This window comes from Citrobacter sp. RHBSTW-00029 (assembly GCF_014104295.1).
GTDB lineage: Bacteria > Pseudomonadota > Gammaproteobacteria > Enterobacterales > Enterobacteriaceae > Citrobacter > Citrobacter youngae.
In genome coordinates this window covers 3,225,175-3,245,031 of the sequence record NZ_JABXRT010000001.1, presented here as the reverse complement: position 1 = coordinate 3,245,031, position 19,857 = coordinate 3,225,175, and the positions used below count along the sequence as shown (strand labels likewise).

Annotated in this window: 15 protein-coding genes, 2 tRNA genes and 3 rRNA genes; 11 read left to right on the top strand and 9 right to left on the bottom strand. The window is 51.4% G+C overall.

Annotated elements, in window-relative coordinates; all coding sequences use genetic code 11:
- Positions 1 to 16: 16 nt before the first annotated feature.
- Entirely contained in the window at positions 17 to 715 is a 699-nt protein-coding gene (gene nlpE / locus HV041_RS15890) for an envelope stress response activation lipoprotein NlpE (RefSeq protein WP_121585461.1), read from the top strand.
- 44 nt (positions 716 to 759) lie between these two features.
- Here nlpE and proS read toward each other — a convergent pair whose 3' ends face one another.
- The 6 genes from proS to metN all read right to left on the bottom strand — a co-directional run bounded on the left by proS (position 760) and on the right by metN (position 6,351).
- Positions 760 to 2,478 (bottom strand): proline--tRNA ligase, encoded by a 1,719-nt coding sequence (gene proS / locus HV041_RS15885; protein WP_115600943.1) that lies wholly within the window; start codon positions 2,476 to 2,478, stop codon positions 760 to 762.
- Between the two features lie 110 nt (positions 2,479 to 2,588).
- Entirely contained in the window at positions 2,589 to 3,296 is a 708-nt protein-coding gene (gene tsaA, locus HV041_RS15880) for a tRNA (N6-threonylcarbamoyladenosine(37)-N6)-methyltransferase TrmO (RefSeq protein ID WP_121584234.1), read from the bottom strand.
- Entirely contained in the window at positions 3,293 to 3,697 is a 405-nt protein-coding gene (gene rcsF / locus HV041_RS15875) for an Rcs stress response system protein RcsF (protein ID WP_040230040.1), read from the bottom strand. Before rcsF ends, tsaA begins: the two co-directional genes overlap by 4 nt.
- Positions 3,698 to 3,813: 116 nt before the next feature.
- Complete coding sequence (metQ, locus tag HV041_RS15870; protein WP_003829145.1) at positions 3,814 to 4,629, bottom strand: methionine ABC transporter substrate-binding lipoprotein MetQ; 816 nt, start codon at positions 4,627 to 4,629, stop codon at positions 3,814 to 3,816.
- A gap of 44 nt (positions 4,630 to 4,673) precedes the next feature.
- Positions 4,674 to 5,327 carry a methionine ABC transporter permease MetI gene (locus tag HV041_RS15865; RefSeq protein WP_003018471.1) on the bottom strand — a complete coding sequence of 218 codons (654 nt, stop codon included), beginning with the start codon at positions 5,325 to 5,327 and terminating at the stop codon, positions 4,674 to 4,676.
- Positions 5,320 to 6,351 carry a methionine ABC transporter ATP-binding protein MetN gene (gene metN, locus HV041_RS15860; RefSeq protein ID WP_121584235.1) on the bottom strand — a complete coding sequence of 344 codons (1,032 nt, stop codon included), beginning with the start codon at positions 6,349 to 6,351 and terminating at the stop codon, positions 5,320 to 5,322. The genes HV041_RS15865 and metN overlap by 8 nt, the downstream gene beginning before the upstream one ends.
- Before the next feature lie 189 nt (positions 6,352 to 6,540).
- Here metN and gmhB point away from each other — a divergent pair, with 189 nt between their 5' ends.
- The 7 genes from gmhB to dkgB all read left to right on the top strand — a co-directional run bounded on the left by gmhB (position 6,541) and on the right by dkgB (position 13,613).
- Complete coding sequence (gmhB, locus tag HV041_RS15855) at positions 6,541 to 7,107, top strand: D-glycero-beta-D-manno-heptose 1,7-bisphosphate 7-phosphatase (protein ID WP_115600940.1); 567 nt, start codon at positions 6,541 to 6,543, stop codon at positions 7,105 to 7,107.
- A 366-nt stretch (positions 7,108 to 7,473) separates the two neighbouring features.
- A 16S ribosomal RNA gene (locus HV041_RS15850) occupies positions 7,474 to 9,013 on the top strand.
- A gap of 85 nt (positions 9,014 to 9,098) precedes the next feature.
- Positions 9,099 to 9,174, top strand: a tRNA-Glu gene (locus HV041_RS15845).
- Positions 9,175 to 9,395: 221 nt separating this feature from the next.
- Positions 9,396 to 12,302, top strand: a 23S ribosomal RNA gene (locus HV041_RS15840).
- Positions 12,303 to 12,397: 95 nt separating this feature from the next.
- Positions 12,398 to 12,513 (top strand): 5S ribosomal RNA (gene rrf, locus HV041_RS15835).
- The 16S, 23S and 5S rRNA genes sit together here with 2 tRNA genes alongside, the layout of an rRNA operon.
- 55 nt (positions 12,514 to 12,568) lie before the next feature.
- Positions 12,569 to 12,645, top strand: a tRNA-Asp gene (locus HV041_RS15830).
- Between the two features lie 164 nt (positions 12,646 to 12,809).
- The gene (gene dkgB, locus HV041_RS15825; RefSeq protein ID WP_121584236.1) at positions 12,810 to 13,613 is read left to right on the top strand and encodes a 2,5-didehydrogluconate reductase DkgB; all 804 of its coding nucleotides are present in this window, start codon (positions 12,810 to 12,812) and stop codon (positions 13,611 to 13,613) included.
- Between the two features lie 21 nt (positions 13,614 to 13,634).
- Here dkgB and yafC read toward each other — a convergent pair whose 3' ends face one another.
- The gene (gene yafC / locus HV041_RS15820; RefSeq protein WP_061067293.1) at positions 13,635 to 14,549 is read right to left on the bottom strand and encodes a DNA-binding transcriptional regulator YafC; all 915 of its coding nucleotides are present in this window, start codon (positions 14,547 to 14,549) and stop codon (positions 13,635 to 13,637) included.
- A 104-nt stretch (positions 14,550 to 14,653) separates the two neighbouring features.
- Here yafC and HV041_RS15815 point away from each other — a divergent pair, with 104 nt between their 5' ends.
- The 3 genes from HV041_RS15815 (at position 14,654) to HV041_RS15805 (ending at position 17,610) form a co-directional block, all read left to right on the top strand.
- Positions 14,654 to 15,829: an MFS transporter gene (locus HV041_RS15815; protein WP_121584237.1), complete on the top strand. Its 1,176-nt coding sequence runs from the start codon at positions 14,654 to 14,656 to the stop codon at positions 15,827 to 15,829.
- Positions 15,830 to 15,960: 131 nt separating this feature from the next.
- On the top strand, positions 15,961 to 16,761 hold the full coding sequence (locus tag HV041_RS15810; RefSeq protein ID WP_048212545.1) for an endonuclease/exonuclease/phosphatase family protein: 801 nt from the start codon (positions 15,961 to 15,963) through the stop codon (positions 16,759 to 16,761).
- A gap of 78 nt (positions 16,762 to 16,839) precedes the next feature.
- Positions 16,840 to 17,610, top strand: coding sequence for a class I SAM-dependent methyltransferase (locus HV041_RS15805; protein ID WP_121584238.1), 771 nt, complete (start codon positions 16,840 to 16,842; stop codon positions 17,608 to 17,610).
- 49 nt (positions 17,611 to 17,659) lie between these two features.
- Here HV041_RS15805 and mltD read toward each other — a convergent pair whose 3' ends face one another.
- Together mltD and gloB are read right to left on the bottom strand one after the other, a co-directional pair.
- A complete protein-coding gene (gene mltD, locus HV041_RS15800; RefSeq protein WP_121584239.1) occupies positions 17,660 to 19,018 on the bottom strand; it encodes a murein transglycosylase D in 1,359 nt (452 codons plus the stop codon).
- A 71-nt stretch (positions 19,019 to 19,089) separates the two neighbouring features.
- The gene (gene gloB / locus HV041_RS15795) at positions 19,090 to 19,845 is read right to left on the bottom strand and encodes a hydroxyacylglutathione hydrolase (RefSeq protein WP_040232875.1); all 756 of its coding nucleotides are present in this window, start codon (positions 19,843 to 19,845) and stop codon (positions 19,090 to 19,092) included.
- Positions 19,846 to 19,857 lie beyond the last annotated feature (12 nt).

Below are 19,857 nucleotides of genomic sequence, written 5' to 3'. Positions count from 1 at the left end.
AATTTATAAGGAATTGATAGTGAAAACAGCAATATTGTCCGTAGTCGCTGCATGCACGCTTTTTTCCTTGATCGGCTGTAATAACCGTACTGAAGTTGAAGTACTACAGCCGACGCGGGCGGCAGAATTAAAACCGATGCAGCAAAGCTGGCGTGGCATCTTACCTTGCGCGGACTGTGAAGGGATTGAAACCTCTCTGTTTCTGGAAAAAGACGGTACATGGGTGATGAACGAACGTTATCAGGGCGTGCGGGATGAACCGTCTTCGTTTGCCTCTTATGGCACATGGGCGCGCACTGCCGACAAGCTGGTGCTGACCGACAGCAAAGGTGAAAAGTCGTACTACCGGGCTAAAGGCGAGGCGCTGGAAATGCTCGATCGTGAAGGTAACCCGATTGAGTCACAGTTTAACTACACGCTCCAGCCAGTTTCTGCCAGCTTACCGGTGACGCCAATGCCGATGCGAGGCATGTATTTCTATATGGCTGACGCGGCAATCTTTACCGACTGCGCAACGGGTAAACGGATGCCGGTGGCGAATAATGCTCAGCTTGAACGTGACTATTTAGCTGCGCGTGCAGAAAACGGACAGTCCGTATTGCTGACGCTTGAGGCGCATTTCACGCTGGAGTCAAACCCGGATACGGGTGAGAAAGTGAAAACGTTGATGGTGGATAAAGACGCGAAATTTATCCCCGGTAAAGCGTGTAATTAATCGATAGAAAAAAGGCCCTGATAATCAGGGCCTTTTTGTTGGTATTAGCCTTTAATGGCTTTGACCAGGAAGTCGACGATGTCGCCGGTTTTAATCAGCTCTTTCTCGCCGTTACGACGGTATTTGTATTCGATATCGTCGTTGTCGAGGTTACGGTCGCCCAGCACGATAGTGTGCGGAATACCGATCAGTTCCATATCGGCAAACATCACGCCCGGACGCTCTTTACGGTCGTCCATCAGCACTTCAATGCCCTGAGCGCGCAGCTCAGCGTACAGTTTTTCAGCCAGTTCCTGCACGCGGTAGGACTTGTGCATGTTCATTGGCAAAATCGCGACCTGGAACGGGGCAATGGCGTCTGGCCATACGATGCCGCGATCGTCATAGTTCTGTTCGATAGCAGCAGCAACCACGCGAGTCACCCCGATACCGTAGCAACCCATGGTCAGGATCTGGTTACGACCATCTTCGCCCTGTACGGCGGCTTTCATCGCTTCAGAGTACTTGGTACCTAACTGGAAGATGTGGCCGACTTCGATACCGCGTTTGATCATCAGCGTACCTTTGCCGTCCGGGCTCGGGTCGCCGGCGACCACGTTACGGATATCTGCAACTTCCGGGGTAACTACGTCGCGATCCCAGTTGATACCGAAATAGTGTTTACCGTCGATGTTGGCGCCGGCAGCGAAATCGCTCATTACTGCGACGGTACGGTCGATAACCACCGGAATCGGCATATTCACTGGACCGAGCGAGCCTGGACCTGCTTTTACCAACGCACGAATTTCTTCTTCGGTGGCAAAGGTCAGCGGGCTGGCAACCTGCGGCAGTTTTTCCGCTTTGACTTCGTTCAGCTCGTGATCGCCGCGAACCAGCAGGGCGACCAGCGGGTAGCTGCTGCCTTCAACCGCTTTCACCAGCAGGGTTTTCACGGTTTTTTCGATAGGCAGGTTGAACTGCTCAACCAGTTCGGCGATGGTTTTGGCGTTCGGAGTATCAACCAGCGTCATTTCCTGAGTTGCTGCTGCGCGCGGCTCTTTCGGCGCAACGGCTTCAGCAAATTCGATGTTGGCAGCAAAATCGGAGCTGTCGGAGAATACAACGTCATCTTCGCCGCTCTGTGCCAGTACCTGGAATTCGTGAGAAGCGCTACCGCCGATAGATCCGGTATCAGCCTGTACTGCGCGGAAATCCAGGCCCATACGGCTAAAGATTTTGCTGTACGCGGCATACATCGCGTCGTAAGTTTCCTGCAGAGATTCCTGAGAAGTATGGAAAGAGTACGCATCTTTCATCAGGAATTCGCGGGAACGCATCACGCCGAATCGTGGGCGAACTTCGTCACGGAATTTCGTCTGGATCTGATAGAAGTTCAGCGGCAGCTGTTTGTAAGAGCTCAGCTCATTACGGATCAGGTCGGTGATGACTTCTTCATGCGTTGGGCCGAGTACGAATGAACGATCGCCACGGTCTGCGATACGCAGCAGTTCCGGGCCGTACTGTTCCCAACGACCGCTCTCTTCCCACAGTTCAGAGGGCTGAACGACCGGCATCAACACCTCGATCGCACCGGCGTTGTTCATTTCTTCACGCACGATGTTTTCGACTTTTTTCAGGACGCGCACGCCGGTCGGCAGCCAGGTGTATAACCCGGAGGCCAGCTTGCGGATCATCCCGGCGCGCAGCATCAGCTGGTGGCTGATGACTTCGGCGTCGGCAGGTGTCTCCTTCAGAGTGGAGAGCAGATATTGGCTAGTACGCATGTTGTTACGGTTCCAGTTGAACGATCGAACAGGCTGGATGCCAGCCTGACACAAAAAAAGTGGTTTAGTTTACCAGCGAGAAAGGGATGTCAAAAGAGAAGGGCATGAAATTAGCGGGGTTCAAGCGCAAAGACTTCAAAACCTTCTTCCGTTACGCGCCAGCGCACGTTGAAATCGTGTAGCCAGACGGCATATGTTTTGCCTGTCTCTTCACCCTTACGATACGCAGGACGTGGATCCTGTGCCAGTACTTCGCCGATAAATGTTTTCAGCAATGGATAACATTTTTCCAGCGTCAGGAGCTGTTGTTCAACCTCTGTAGTGAAACTTACCGCCATTTCGGCAACCGGCGCATGCTGCGCGTAGCTGGCAGTGGCGTCAGGCAGTGCTTCTGCAAATGGCAGATAAGGTTTGATGTCGACCACCGGCGTTCCGTCGACCAGGTCCAGACTACCCAGTTTCAGAATGACGCTCTCTTTGTGGCAGACAATTTCTTTTAACTCAACCAGCGACATACCGACAGGGTTAGGACGAAAGGTCGAACGCGTGGCAAAGACGCCCATTCTGGCGTTACCGCCCAGACGGGGTGGGCGCACGGTTGGACGCCATCCACCTTCCATTGTCTGATGAAAAACAAAAATCACCCACAAATGGCTGAATGCTTCCAGGCCGCGAACAGCATCGGCCTGGTTATAGGGCGCGAGCAAATGCAGTTCGCCGTTGGCGCTTTTCACCAGACCCGGCTGGCGCGGCACAGCGAACTTTTCTTTATAAGGAGAGCGGATAACGCCTATTTGCTCGAACTGAAAATGACTCATTTAGACGAAATGTTCAGAGCAGAACCGATGCAAACTGCCTGACGATAGCAGCCCGGCGTCCCACTGGTTACTTCGCAGCTGTGCAGCAATACCGCATTTGCTTTCATTTTAGAGGCGTTAATCTGCATGCGTTTGCGTGCGGTTGGAATGCTCGGCGGGGAATCCTGGTTGGATGCCTGGCAGGATTCGCCGCTGACTTCGCCGAGATCGCGGAACGGTTTGCCCACTAAATCTTCAGCGTTAGTGATGATTCTTACCGGCGTCGCGCGCGGTGCTTTTGGTTTTTCCGGCTCCGCTTTTGGCGGGGTAGCGGTGCTTTGAACGGGTTCAACAGGGGATCTGCTTAACATAGAACAGCCGCTCAGCATGAGTGCTACTAAACAGATCGGTAAAGCACGCATAATATTTCCTCAATGAATGATCTAAACGTCAGATATTGAATCAGGTGCTTGCATAAATGACAAGACGGGCAAGCGCCCGTCCTGATGATATTACAGATTGTGAAAACAGCCTAAAATTACCAGCCTTTAACAGCACCGCCGTTGAAGACTTTGTTTGCCGCTTCGTAAACTTCGTCTGACTGGTATGCTTCAACGAATTTCTTCACGTTCTCAGCATCTTTATTGTCTTCACGCGTCACGATCAGGTTTACGTACGGAGAATCTTTATCTTCAACAAAGATACCGTCTTTTGCTGGCGTCAGGCCGATCTGGCTGGCATAGGTGGTGTTGATGACTGCCAGCGCGATTTGCGCGTCATCCAGTGAGCGTGGCAACTGCGGCGCTTCCAGTTCAACCAGCTTCAGGTTTTTCGGGTTTTCAATCACGTCCAGCGCGGTCGGCAGAAGGCCAACGCCATCTTTCAGTTTAATCAAACCGACTTTCTGCAGCAGTAGCAGGGAACGGCCGAGGTTAGTCGGGTCGTTTGGAATAGCGACCTGAGAGCCATCCTGCAGTTCATCCAGTGATTTGATTTTTTTGGAGTAACCTGCAATCGGATAAACAAAGGTATTACCTACGGCAACCAGTTTGTAACCACGATCTTTGATCTGCTGATCCAGGTACGGTTTGTGCTGGAAGGCGTTAGCATCGATATCGCCTTTGCTCAGCGCTTCGTTAGGCAGAACGTAATCGTTAAACGTGACCAGCTCAACATCCAGACCGTATTTTTCTTTAGCTACTTTCTGCGCGACTTCTGCAACCTGCTGCTCTGCGCCAACAATAACGCCCACTTTGATGTGGTTAGGATCTTTTTCATCCTGACCGCAACCCACAAGTGCCAGAGAACCGATCAGGGCTCCAACTGCCGCAAAGGTTTTGAATTTGAACGCCATGCTTATTTCCTTTTCTTAATGAGTTTTTAGTGTTGTGTGCAACGTTATTTGTGCGTGACAGCCCGGACGATGCGATCGCCGGATAACTGAATTAAATAAACCAGAACGACGAGCAATACCAGTACTGTATTCATTACTGTAGCGTTGTAACCAATATAGCCGTACTGATAACCAATCTGCCCAAGACCACCGGCACCGACGGCACCGCCCATCGCGGAGTAACCAACCAGCGTGATAAGGGTGATGGTGGCCGCATTGACCAGTCCTGGCAGCGCTTCTGGCAGTAATACCTTACGTACAATTTGCAGCGGCGTGGCGCCCATCGCACGAGAGGCTTCTATCAGCCCGGTCGGGATTTCGAGCAGCGCGTTTTCCACCATACGGGCGATAAACGGCGCGGCGCCGACGGTCAGCGGGACGATAGCGGCCTGCAGTCCGATAGAGGTGCCTACGATCATGCGGGTGAACGGAATCATCCACACCAATAAGATGATGAACGGGATGGAACGGAAAATGTTCACCAGCGCAGAGAGCGTACGATAGAGCTTCGCGTTCTCAATGATTTGCCCCGGACGCGTTACGTACAGCAACACGCCAACCGGCAGACCAATCACAAAACCAAAAAAACCGGACACAAAGGTCATTGCCAGCGTTTCCCATACGCCGCGAACCAGCAGCCACATCATCGGCTCAGACATAACCCAGTACCTCTACTTTTACATGGTGTTCCTGCAACCAGTTGATGGCTGCTTGTGTATCTTCCTGTGTGCCGTGCATTTCAGTCAGCATGATGCCGAATTTCACACCGCCGGCGTAATCCATCTGCGCGCTAATAATGTTGTTATTCACGTTAAAGCGACGGGCCGTCTCAGAAAGTAGCGGCGCATCGACCGAATGACCGGTGAATTCCATACGCAACATCGGCACACTGTCTGCTTCTGGCTTGGCTTTTAACCGTTCCAGATAATCTTCCGGGATATCCAGGTGCAGCGTGGACTGGATAAATTTCTGTGCCAGCGGCGTTTTCGGATGAGAGAAAACTTCGCTGACGGTGTCTTGCTCAATCAGTTCACCATTACTGATGACCGCGACGCAGTCACAAATGCGTTTTACAACGTCCATCTCATGGGTAATCAGCAGAATGGTGAGACCCAGGCGACGGTTAATGTCTTTCAACAATTCCAGAATCGAGCGGGTTGTTGCTGGGTCAAGGGCGCTGGTGGCTTCATCGCACAGCAGTACTTTGGGATTACTTGCCAGAGCACGGGCGATCGCCACACGCTGTTTTTGTCCACCGGAAAGGTTGGCCGGGTAGCTGTCGTGCTTGTCGCCAAGACCGACTAAATCCAGCAGCTCTGTTACACGGCGTTTAATCTCTTCTTTTGGTGTGTTATCCAGTTCCAGCGGCAGCGCAACGTTGCCAAACACGGTGCGGGAAGAGAGCAGGTTAAAGTGCTGGAAAATCATGCCAATTTGACGGCGCGCTTTAGTCAGCCCGGATTCAGATAGCGTCGTCAGCTCCTGGCCGCCGACCTGAACACTGCCTTCGGTGGGGCGCTCTAGCAGGTTTACGCAGCGGATGAGCGTACTTTTACCGGCACCGGAGGCGCCAATAACGCCATAAATCTGCCCGGCAGGAACATGCAGGCTGACATTGTTTAGCGCCTGAATGGTGCGAGTCCCCTGCTGGAACACTTTGGTGATATTCGAAAGTTTAATCATTGGTTATTTATTATCGTAATTAAGTTAGCCGTGGCATTTTCGTCTGTCTGGGACGGTCGACGCCGTCAACAAGATGGATGTTAAGGCATCCAGACGTCTAAATCAATCTAGCTTTGCACGATGAGCACTTTCTTGCCCGCCGAAACATGCGATACTAGAGCCACATGCCTTATTCAGGAGCTATAAAAGGTGGCAAAATCTGTACCCGCAATTTTTCTCGACCGTGACGGCACTATTAATGTGGACCACGGTTACGTCCATGAGATCGACGAGTTCGAATTTATCGACGGCGTTATTGATGCCATGCGTGAACTTAAAAAGATGGGTTATGCGCTCATTATTGTGACGAACCAGTCTGGTATCGCGCGTGGTAAATTTACTGAGGCGCAGTTTGAAACGTTGACCGAATGGATGGACTGGTCGCTGGCCGATCGCGACGTTGAGCTGGATGGTATCTATTATTGTCCTCATCATCCGCAGGGCACAGTCGAAGAGTACCGCCAGGTCTGCGACTGCCGTAAACCGCATCCGGGTATGTTTATCTCAGCGCGAGACTTTCTGCACATCGATATGGCTGCTTCTTATATGGTGGGCGATAAGATAGAAGATATGCAGGCGGCGACAGCTGCAAATGTAGGAACGAAGGTATTAGTGCGCACTGGCAAGCCAGTCACTCCGGAAGCAGAAAATGCGGCAGATTTAGTGCTAAATAGTCTGGCGGACCTGCCAATGGCGATAAAAAAGCAGCAAAAGTAAGCGTTATGGATAAAAGGTGAGCGGTTGAAACAAAAATGCATTTTTCCGCTTGTCTTCCTGAGTCGACTCCCTATAATGCGCCTCCATCGACACGGCGGATGTGAATCACTTCACACAAACAGCCGGGCCGGTTGAAGAGAAAAACCTGAAAATGAGGGTTGACTCTGAAAGAGGAAAGCGTAATATACGCCACCTCGCGACAGAGCGCTAAAGCGCGTCGCAACTGCTCTTTAACAATTTATCAGACAATCTGTGTGGGCACTCGAAGATACGGATTCTTAACGTCGCAAGACGAAAAATGAATACCAAGTCTCTGAGTGAACATACGTAATTCATTACGAAGTTTAATTCACGAGCATCAAACTTAAATTGAAGAGTTTGATCATGGCTCAGATTGAACGCTGGCGGCAGGCCTAACACATGCAAGTCGAACGGTAGCACAGAGAGCTTGCTCTTGGGTGACGAGTGGCGGACGGGTGAGTAATGTCTGGGAAACTGCCCGATGGAGGGGGATAACTACTGGAAACGGTAGCTAATACCGCATAACGTCGCAAGACCAAAGAGGGGGACCTTCGGGCCTCTTGCCATCGGATGTGCCCAGATGGGATTAGCTAGTAGGTGGGGTAACGGCTCACCTAGGCGACGATCCCTAGCTGGTCTGAGAGGATGACCAGCCACACTGGAACTGAGACACGGTCCAGACTCCTACGGGAGGCAGCAGTGGGGAATATTGCACAATGGGCGCAAGCCTGATGCAGCCATGCCGCGTGTATGAAGAAGGCCTTCGGGTTGTAAAGTACTTTCAGCGAGGAGGAAGGTGTTGAGGTTAATAACCTTAGCAATTGACGTTACTCGCAGAAGAAGCACCGGCTAACTCCGTGCCAGCAGCCGCGGTAATACGGAGGGTGCAAGCGTTAATCGGAATTACTGGGCGTAAAGCGCACGCAGGCGGTCTGTCAAGTCGGATGTGAAATCCCCGGGCTCAACCTGGGAACTGCATCCGAAACTGGCAGGCTAGAGTCTTGTAGAGGGGGGTAGAATTCCAGGTGTAGCGGTGAAATGCGTAGAGATCTGGAGGAATACCGGTGGCGAAGGCGGCCCCCTGGACAAAGACTGACGCTCAGGTGCGAAAGCGTGGGGAGCAAACAGGATTAGATACCCTGGTAGTCCACGCCGTAAACGATGTCGACTTGGAGGTTGTGCCCTTGAGGCGTGGCTTCCGGAGCTAACGCGTTAAGTCGACCGCCTGGGGAGTACGGCCGCAAGGTTAAAACTCAAATGAATTGACGGGGGCCCGCACAAGCGGTGGAGCATGTGGTTTAATTCGATGCAACGCGAAGAACCTTACCTACTCTTGACATCCAGAGAACTTTCCAGAGATGGATTGGTGCCTTCGGGAACTCTGAGACAGGTGCTGCATGGCTGTCGTCAGCTCGTGTTGTGAAATGTTGGGTTAAGTCCCGCAACGAGCGCAACCCTTATCCTTTGTTGCCAGCGGTTCGGCCGGGAACTCAAAGGAGACTGCCAGTGATAAACTGGAGGAAGGTGGGGATGACGTCAAGTCATCATGGCCCTTACGAGTAGGGCTACACACGTGCTACAATGGCGCATACAAAGAGAAGCGACCTCGCGAGAGCAAGCGGACCTCATAAAGTGCGTCGTAGTCCGGATTGGAGTCTGCAACTCGACTCCATGAAGTCGGAATCGCTAGTAATCGTGGATCAGAATGCCACGGTGAATACGTTCCCGGGCCTTGTACACACCGCCCGTCACACCATGGGAGTGGGTTGCAAAAGAAGTAGGTAGCTTAACCTTCGGGAGGGCGCTTACCACTTTGTGATTCATGACTGGGGTGAAGTCGTAACAAGGTAACCGTAGGGGAACCTGCGGTTGGATCACCTCCTTACCTTAAAGAAACGTTCTTTGAAGTGCTCACACAGATTGTCTGATGAAAAGTAAATAGCAAGGCGTCTTGCGATTGAGACTTATACGTCCCCTTCGTCTAGAGGCCCAGGACACCGCCCTTTCACGGCGGTAACAGGGGTTCGAATCCCCTAGGGGACGCCACTTGCTGGTTTGTGTGAGTGAAAGTCGCCGGCCTCAGTATCTCAAAACTGACTCCTGAGTCATGTTTGAGATATTTGCTCTTTAAAAATCTGGATCAAGCTGAAAATTGAAACGACACACTGTTTCATTTCTCCGTAATAAGAAATGAAAAATAGTGTGTTCGAGTCTCTCAAATTTTTGCAAGTCGATGATGAATCGAAAGAAACATCTTCGGGTTGTGAGGTTAAGCGACTAAGCGTACACGGTGGATGCCCTGGCAGTCAGAGGCGATGAAGGACGTGCTAATCTGCGATAAGCGTCGGTAAGGTGATATGAACCGTTATAACCGGCGATTTCCGAATGGGGAAACCCAGTGTGATTCGTCACACTATCATTACGTGAATCCATAGCGTAATGAAGCGAACCGGGGGAACTGAAACATCTAAGTACCCCGAGGAAAAGAAATCAACCGAGATTCCCCCAGTAGCGGCGAGCGAACGGGGAGCAGCCCAGAGTCTGAATCAGCTTGTGTGTTAGTGGAACGGTCTGGAAAGTCCGACGGTACAGGGTGATAGTCCCGTACACCAAAATGCACAGGTTGTGAACTCGAAGAGTAGGGCGGGACACGTGGTATCCTGTCTGAATATGGGGGGACCATCCTCCAAGGCTAAATACTCCTGACTGACCGATAGTGAACCAGTACCGTGAGGGAAAGGCGAAAAGAACCCCGGCGAGGGGAGTGAAAAAGAACCTGAAACCGTGTACGTACAAGCAGTGGGAGCCTCTTTATGGGGTGACTGCGTACCTTTTGTATAATGGGTCAGCGACTTATATTCTGTAGCAAGGTTAACCGAATAGGGGAGCCGAAGGGAAACCGAGTCTTAACTGGGCGTTAAGTTGCAGGGTATAGACCCGAAACCCGGTGATCTAGCCATGGGCAGGTTGAAGGTTGGGTAACACTAACTGGAGGACCGAACCGACTAATGTTGAAAAATTAGCGGATGACTTGTGGCTGGGGGTGAAAGGCCAATCAAACCGGGAGATAGCTGGTTCTCCCCGAAAGCTATTTAGGTAGCGCCTCGTGAACTCATCTTCGGGGGTAGAGCACTGTTTCGGCTAGGGGGTCATCCCGACTTACCAACCCGATGCAAACTGCGAATACCGAAGAATGTTATCACGGGAGACACACGGCGGGTGCTAACGTCCGTCGTGAAGAGGGAAACAACCCAGACCGCCAGCTAAGGTCCCAAAGTCACAGTTAAGTGGGAAACGATGTGGGAAGGCACAGACAGCCAGGATGTTGGCTTAGAAGCAGCCATCATTTAAAGAAAGCGTAATAGCTCACTGGTCGAGTCGGCCTGCGCGGAAGATGTAACGGGGCTAAACTGTGCACCGAAGCTGCGGCAGCGACACTATGTGTTGTTGGGTAGGGGAGCGTTCTGTAAGCCGTTGAAGGTGTGTCGTGAGGCATGCTGGAGGTATCAGAAGTGCGAATGCTGACATAAGTAACGATAATGCGGGTGAAAAACCCGCACGCCGGAAGACCAAGGGTTCCTGTCCAACGTTAATCGGGGCAGGGTGAGTCGACCCCTAAGGCGAGGCCGAAAGGCGTAGTCGATGGGAAACAGGTTAATATTCCTGTACTTGGTGTTACTGCGAAGGGGGGACGGAGAAGGCTATGTTAGCCGGGCGACGGTTGTCCCGGTTTAAGCATGTAGGCGGGTGTTTTAGGTAAATCCGGAACACTACTAACGCTGAGGTGTGATGACGAGGCACTACGGTGCTGAAGTAACAAATGCCCTGCTTCCAGGAAAAGCCTCTAAGCATCAGGTAACACGAAATCGTACCCCAAACCGACACAGGTGGTCAGGTAGAGAATACCAAGGCGCTTGAGAGAACTCGGGTGAAGGAACTAGGCAAAATGGTGCCGTAACTTCGGGAGAAGGCACGCTGATATGTAGGTGAAGTGATTTACTCATGGAGCTGAAATCAGTCGAAGATACCAGCTGGCTGCAACTGTTTATTAAAAACACAGCACTGTGCAAACACGAAAGTGGACGTATACGGTGTGACGCCTGCCCGGTGCCGGAAGGTTAATTGATGGGGTTATCCGTAAGGAGAAGCTCTTGATCGAAGCCCCGGTAAACGGCGGCCGTAACTATAACGGTCCTAAGGTAGCGAAATTCCTTGTCGGGTAAGTTCCGACCTGCACGAATGGCGTAATGATGGCCAGGCTGTCTCCACCCGAGACTCAGTGAAATTGAACTCGCTGTGAAGATGCAGTGTACCCGCGGCAAGACGGAAAGACCCCGTGAACCTTTACTATAGCTTGACACTGAACACTGGTCCTTGATGTGTAGGATAGGTGGGAGGCTTTGAAGTGTGGACGCCAGTCTGCATGGAGCCAACCTTGAAATACCACCCTTTAATGGCTGGTGTTCTAACGTGGACCCGTAATCCGGGTTGCGGACAGTGTCTGGTGGGTAGTTTGACTGGGGCGGTCTCCTCCTAAAGAGTAACGGAGGAGCACGAAGGTTAGCTAATCCTGGTCGGACATCAGGAGGTTAGTGCAAAGGCATAAGCTAGCTTGACTGCGAGAGTGACGGCTCGAGCAGGTGCGAAAGCAGGTCTTAGTGATCCGGTGGTTCTGAATGGAAGGGCCATCGCTCAACGGATAAAAGGTACTCCGGGGATAACAGGCTGATACCGCCCAAGAGTTCATATCGACGGCGGTGTTTGGCACCTCGATGTCGGCTCATCACATCCTGGGGCTGAAGTAGGTCCCAAGGGTATGGCTGTTCGCCATTTAAAGTGGTACGCGAGCTGGGTTTAGAACGTCGTGAGACAGTTCGGTCCCTATCTGCCGTGGGCGCTGGAGAATTGAGGGGGGCTGCTCCTAGTACGAGAGGACCGGAGTGGACGCATCACTGGTGTTCGGGTTGTCATGCCAATGGCATTGCCCGGTAGCTAAATGCGGAAGAGATAAGTGCTGAAAGCATCTAAGCACGAAACTTGCCCCGAGATGAGTTCTCCCTGAGACTATAAGTCTCCTGAAGGAACGTTAAAGACGATGACGTTGATAGGTCGGGTGTGTAAGTGTAGCGATACATTGAGCTAACCGATACTAATGAACCGTGAGGCTTAACCTTACAACGCCGAAGATGTTTTGGCGAAAGACAGACATCAGATTCAGCTTGATACAGATGACATCAGAACGCAGAAGCGGTCTGATAAACAGAATTTGCCTGGCGGCTGTAGCGCGGTGGTCCCACCTGACCCCATGCCGAACTCAGAAGTGAAACGCCGTAGCGCCGATGGTAGTGTGGGGTCTCCCCATGCGAGAGTAGGGAACTGCCAGGCATCAAATTGCAGTAAACCGGGATGAAGAATCCGGGTAGTGACAAAGAAATTCGGTGGAGCGGTAGTTCAGTTGGTTAGAATACCTGCCTGTCACGCAGGGGGTCGCGGGTTCGAGTCCCGTCCGTTCCGCCACTTATTAAGAGCCCTGAGCTAACGCTCAGGGCTTTTTCTTTGTTTACGATTTAATTATTGCTAAATCCGCAAAAATCATCTGCATTTTTCACTATTTTTCTATAAAGAGCTTAAGCTCATAATCCTCTTAGTTAACGAACATAGTGATTAAAAAGAGGAATTCTATGGCTATCCCTGCATTCGGTTTGGGTACTTTCCGCCTGAAAGACGACGTGGTTATCGCTTCTGTTAAAACGGCGCTTGAGCTGGGCTACCGTGCTGTCGACACTGCGCAAATCTATGATAATGAAGCGGCTGTTGGGCAGGCGATTGCCGAAAGCGGCGTACCGCGTAACGAACTGTACATCACCACCAAGATCTGGATTGAAAATCTCAGTAAAGGAAAACTGATCCCAAGTCTGAAAGAAAGCCTGAAGAAACTGCGTACAGATTATGTCGATCTGACGCTGATCCACTGGCCATCTCCAGGAGATGCTGTATCTATTGAGGAATTCATGCAGGCGCTGCTCGAAGCAAAACAGCAGGGACTGACTCGTGAAATTGGTATCTCAAACTTCACCATTCCGCTGATGGAAAAAGCCATCGCCGCAGTAGGTGCAGAGAATATCGCGACCAACCAGATTGAGCTTTCTCCGTATCTTCAGAGCCGTAAGGTGGTTGACTGGGCGAAAGCACACGGTATCCACATCACCTCATACATGACGCTGGCTTACGGTAAGGCGCTGAAAGATGAAGTGATTGCTGGCATTGCGGCTAAACATAACGCGACGCCGGCCCAGGTGATTCTGGCATGGGCGATGGGGGAAGGTTACTCTGTGATCCCTTCTTCTACCAAGCGTGAAAACCTGGCAAGCAACCTGCTGGCGCTGGAACTGCACCTTGATGCGGAAGACAAAGCGGCAATCGCTGCTCTGGATTGCAACGACCGCCTGGTTAGCCCGGAAGGTCTGGCGCCTGAGTGGGATTAATTGCCTGACCCCTCTGGGCCTTTAACCCTCTTTTACAGCTCCTTCGGGAGCTGTTCTTATATATTCACTTAAAAAATCGATGAATGCCCGAATACGAGTACTGACGGCACGATCGCTGTAATACACCGCGCTGAAAGGCATCTCGACTGGCAGTCGTTTATCCGCCATCAATTCGACCAGCTTACCCTGAGCGATCTCCTTATCAATCATATAATCTGAAAGACAAGCAATACCGTTGCCGTTCAGGCAAAGCTGCTTCAGCGTTTCGCCACTGTTCGAAGACAGGCCGCACTCAACCTCATGTAATTGTCCGTCACTACAGGCAATGGGCCATGTATTGAGCGAAATGGGTTCAGAAAACCCCAGACACAGATGCTGCTTTAACTCTTCAACAGTCTCTGGCTTACCGAAGCGGGCAATATAGTCAGGTGAAGCAATAATCTTGCGGTAGCTGGTAAAGAGTGGACGTGCGCGCAGACTTGAGTCAGTCAAGGCACCGGCACGTATCGCAACATCCACTTTTCGTTCAATAAGATTGATAAATGTCTCTGAGGAAACCAGCGACAACGTCATCTCGGGATAGCGCTCACGGAAAGGTTTGATCAGGGGCATCAGGAAATGCAACATCACCGGTGTTGCCGCATCGATACGTAGCAGACCGCGCGGAGTATTACGCGACTCGATGATTTCCATTTCTGCAGCTGCCATTTCCTGCAGTACCTGCTGCACACGTCTGAAGTAACGCTCTCCTTCTTCAGTCAGGCTTAGCTGTCGGGTTGTGCGATTCAGCAAACTGACGCCCAGTTTCATCTCCAGCTTTTTTACTGCCCGACTGACCGCGGAATTGGCTTGTCCAAGCTGTTCTGCCGCCCGGCTAAAGCTACCGCTTTCAACTACGGCTACAAAAATCGCAAGTTCATCGGATGTCGCTTTCATTTTTGCACCTGAAGCAAAATTATATTGAGATTTTGAATGTTTTTGTCATTAAAACATCCCGGCATACTACGTGTCATCTGATTATTGATGATATGGAGCTATTTATGCCTCTCGCTTTATTTGCACTCACAATAAGTGCCTTCGCTATTGGCACGACTGAATTTGTGATTGTCGGCCTGGTGCCGACCATTGCTGAACAACTGGCGATCTCTTTACCTTCTGCCGGGATGCTGGTTTCAATCTATGCGCTGGGTGTCGCGATCGGGGCGCCAGTATTGACTGCCCTGACCGGACGTCTGCCACGTAAGCAACTGTTGGTTGCGCTGATGGTTCTGTTTACGGCGGGGAATTTGCTGGCATGGCAGGCACCCGGGTATATGACACTCATTGTCGCCCGCCTGCTGACAGGCCTGGCACACGGCGTATTCTTCTCGATTGGTTCTACCATCGCGACAAGCCTGGTGCCAAAAGAGAAAGCCGCTTCCGCCATCGCCATTATGTTTGGTGGCTTAACGGTGGCGCTGGTGACGGGCGTGCCTCTGGGTACGTTTATCGGTCAGCACTTTGGCTGGCGCGAGACTTTCCTTGCTGTATCTCTGTTGGGTGTTATTGCACTGATTAGCAGCCAACTGCTGATCCCAGCCAACATCCCGGGTCGGGCGGCCGCCAGCATTCGCGACCAGGTGAAGGTGTTGACTCATCCCCGTCTGTTGCTGATTTATGCTGTTACAGCACTGGGCTACGGCGGTGTATTCACGGCATTCACCTTCCTGGCTCCTATGATGCAGGACCTGGCTGGCTTCTCGCCGGCAGCGGTAAGCTGGATCTTACTGGGCTATGGCGTATCAGTCGCTATCGGTAATATCTGGGGAGGTAAGCTGGCGGATAAACATGGTGCTGTCCCGGCGCTGAAATTTATCTTCGCTGCGCTGTTCGTCCTGCTGATGGTCTTTCAACTGACAGCCTCTACGCAATACGCTGCGTTAGTGACGATTCTTGTTATGGGGATCTTCGCCTTTGGTAACGTACCGGGGTTGCAGGTCTACGTGGTACAGAAAGCGGAACAATTTACGCCTAATGCTGTAGATGTGGCGTCAGGGTTGAACATTGCGGCGTTTAACATTGGCATTGCACTGGGTTCAGTGATTGGTGGACAAACGGTCGAGCATTATGGTCTGGCGCAGACGCCGTGGATTGGCGCACTTATTGTCCTGGTTGCTTTCCTGCTGATGGGACTCAGCGGTCGTCTTGATAAGCCCGCGCGCGTTGCTTTGGGGTAAATCATTGATGTAAGCGCCCACTTACAAAACAAACTGCAATTGTTCGTTGAAAGTGAGTGCTAAAATCCCTATAACAGAAGAACCAGTCCGGCTGCGGACTGGTTGACGTTACAGAGGTTTGAAAGTCTAAAGTGCGAAAAAACACCTATGCCATGCGCTATGTTGCCGGACAGCCCGTTGAGCGGATTTTACCGCCTGGGTCATTTGCGCATATCGGCCAGGCATTACCTGCAGGCGTGCCGTTAAGCAGTGAAGATCGCATTCGCGTGCTGGTGTGGAATATTTTTAAGCAACAACGGGCAGAATGGCAGTCGGTGTTGAAGAATTTTGGCAAAGACGCGCATCTGGTGTTATTGCAGGAAGCGCAAACCACGCCAGAACTGGTGCAGTTTGCGACCGCTAACTATCTTGCTGCCGATCAGGTTCCGGCCTTTGTGCTGCCTCAGCATCCCTCTGGCGTCATGACGCTTTCCTCCGCCCACCCTGTTTACTGCTGCCCATTGCGCGAGCGTGAGCCGATTTTACGGCTGGCGAAATCGGCGCTGGTGACGGTGTACCCATTGCCTGACACTCGGCTATTAATGGTGGTGAATATCCACGCGGTTAACTTTAGCCTTGGCGTTGATGTCTATAGCAAGCAGTTACTTCCGATTGGCGATCAGATTGCTCATCACAGCGGTCCGGTGATCATGGCCGGCGATTTTAATGCCTGGAGCCGTCGACGGATGAATGCGCTGTACCGCTTTGCGCGTGAAATGTCACTGCGCCAGGTACGCTTTACTGACGATCAGCGCCGCCGCGCGTTTGGTCGTCCTCTCGATTTTGTGTTCTATCGCGGTCTGAACGTGAGTGAAGCCTCTGTGCTGGTCACCCGCGCATCTGACCACAACCCGCTACTCGTTGAATTCAGTCCCGGCAAACCTGAACAATAACGGTGTGTCAGGTCTGCCGTAGGGCAGGCCTGTGATGGTGCTGCTCTTCATATTTCACAACAACCGAAGGACAACACAATGACAACACGCTCCCACCATGACAACGTCGAAAAGCAGTTTGGCTCTCAGGCTAATGCCTATTTAACCAGCACCGTACATGCTACGGGTCGTGATTTACAACGACTGGCGGAAAGGCTGTCTGCTTTTCCACAGGCACGGGTACTGGATATGGGATGTGGAGCGGGGCACGCCAGCTTTGTGGCCGCACAACACGTACAGCAGGTCGTGGCTTATGATTTATCGTCGCAGATGCTTGAAGTGGTTGCTGAGGCGGCAAAAGACCGAGGTCTGGGAAATATCGCTACACGGCAGGGGTATGCTGAAAGCCTGCCATTTGAAGATAACGTATTTGATGTGGTGATTAGCCGCTATTCCGCGCATCACTGGCATGATGTCGGGCGCGCGCTGCGGGAAGTGAACCGCGTTCTGAAGTCCGGCGGTGTGCTGATTGTGATGGATGTGATGTCGCCAGGCCATCCTGTACGTGATATCTGGTTGCAAACTGTCGAGGCGTTACGTGATACCTCGCACGTTCGCAACTATTCCAGCGGAGAGTGGTTGTCGTTAATCAATGATGCCAATCTGATTGCCGATACGTTGTTAACTGACCGTCTGCCGCTGGAGTTCAGTTCGTGGGTGGCACGGATGCGCACGCCTGCAGCGTTGAGCGACGCGATTCGTGTTTACCAACAGAGTGCTTCTGTTGAAGTGAAAACCTACTTTGCGTTGCAGGAAGATGGCTCGTTTACCAGCGACACGATCATGGTTGAGGCGCATAAAGCGGGATAAATAAAAAAGGCACTGGGGGGAAGCCAGTGCCTTCATTTCTACAATGCTATCAGGAGTCCGGCATGCCGTTGTTTTTCACAAACAACGTGAGCTGATCGCCTGGCTGCAGATTGTCCGTATCGTTGTTCCAGCGCATCACATCCTTGATGTTAACCCCGTGGCGTTTGGCAATGCTCGACAGCGAGTCGCCTTTACGCACACGATAGGTGATGCTATCGCTGTTATTAGCCAACCGCTGCGCGCTGGTACCCGCACCTACGGTCAGGCTTTGGCCCACTTTCAGCGATGATCCACGCAGATTATTCCACTGCTGCAGATCCTTCGTGCTCACGCCAAGACGTGCAGCGACGCCGGAAAGCGTATCGCCAGAGCGAACTTTGTAGCTACGGCTGTTCAGCGGCGTGTTATCCGCAACCAGCGTTGACTGTACGGCTGCAATTTCGCCGGAAGCCAAAGACTCACGCAGCTTCTCTGCATGCTTCTTTGGTACCATCACGTATTGCGGACCGCTGGCACCCAACGTGGAGCCTTTCACGCCTGCATTGAAGGTCTTCAGCTTGCTGACGGAAATACCCGCCATATCGGCAACCTGAGCCATCTCAACCGGGCTGTTCAGGCGAACACGTGCCAACGCGCGGCTTTCATCTGTTGTTGGCAGACGTACGCCATAGCGTTTGCTGTTTTTGAGTATATCGCTCAATGCCAGCATTTTGGGCACGTATAGCTTCGTTTCCTGAGGCAATGGCAACGACCAGAAGTCAGTGGGTTTACCACGAGCTTTGTTCGTTTTGATTGCCTTCATGACACGACCTTCACCGCTATTATACGCGGCAACAGTCAGCAGCCAGTCGCCATCAAACATCTTGTTCAGACGCTGCATCATGTCCAGTGCGGCGGTGGTGGAAGCCACAACGTCGCGACGTGCATCATAATTGCGGGTCTGTTTTAAACCATAATTGCGCCCCGTGCTCGGAATGATCTGCCAAATACCTGCGGCATTGGCGCCAGACGTTGCGTGAGGATCAAAAGCGCTCTCCACTATGGGTAGTAGTACCAGTTCCATTGGCATGTTACGTTTCTTAACCTGCCCGGCTATCCAGTACATATACGGCTCTGCCCGTAAAGTTACATCGTGGAGATAGCTCTTATTACGTAAATACTTCTGTTTCTGTTCGCGAATCCGGTTGTTTTCCGGAATTCCCATCTTTAGCTCGTCACCAATGAAAGCCCACAAATCTTGATCAGCTGCGATAGATGTTCCATCGTCCATCCATCGCGCCTGACTTGTAAACTTTCCTGCTTCCCCTTGACCAGCTGCAGAAAGGCTCTGTGCGTGTTGTTGGACGTTACCAGTATTCTGGCACCCAACAAGCAGGACAGAGGCGAGTAATATCGCTTTTGCCTTCATGTGTGTGTCAATAGTTGCTTAAAAGACGACCGATCATAACGGCGAAGTTTTCAAAAGGCAACCCGGAATTGTCAGAACGTATCTTTCTTTGACCTTAACCAGGCAAAACGCTCTTCAGGTTGTTGCAATATTGTTTCTTTGTTTATTTCATTAATTAAATCAATATCTTCCGTTCTTAAAAAAAGATTATTTCGTCGTTCATTTTTCAGAATTACGGGTAGTGTTATTTGTTTTTTTGCCCGTAACTCATTAACTTTACGATAATATTCATTAATAAACGAATCGTGCGGCAGAATGCTTAAGGCAAACTTCATGTTTGCTAATGTGTACTCATGGGCGCAGCAGATCAATGTATCATCAGGAAGCGCACTTAATTTATTAAGTGATTGATACATCTGTGAAGCTGTACCTTCAAATAGTCTGCCACAGCCGCCTGAAAAGAGCGTATCTCCACAAAATAGATAAGGTTGGCTAAAGTAACAGAGATGTCCTAAAGTGTGACCCGGCGTAGCAATTACCTTAAATTCATGCCCTAAAACGAGTGCAATATCGCCATCTTTGACTATATGGGTCGTTCCCTTATCTTGCGTTTCAGCCGGTCCGTAAACCACTAATTGTGGGAAATGTTGCAAAAGTTCTTTCACACCGCCTACGTGATCCTGATGGTGATGAGTCAGGAGAATGGCCTCCGGCACCCAGTGATGTTCTGCAATGGCTTTCAAAACGGGAGCGGCTTCGCCCGGGTCCACAATCAGACAATGTTTGTCATTATTCGACAGGACCCAGATGTAATTGTCCTGAAATGCGGGAATACTGTTAAGATTCATAAATTACCTCTC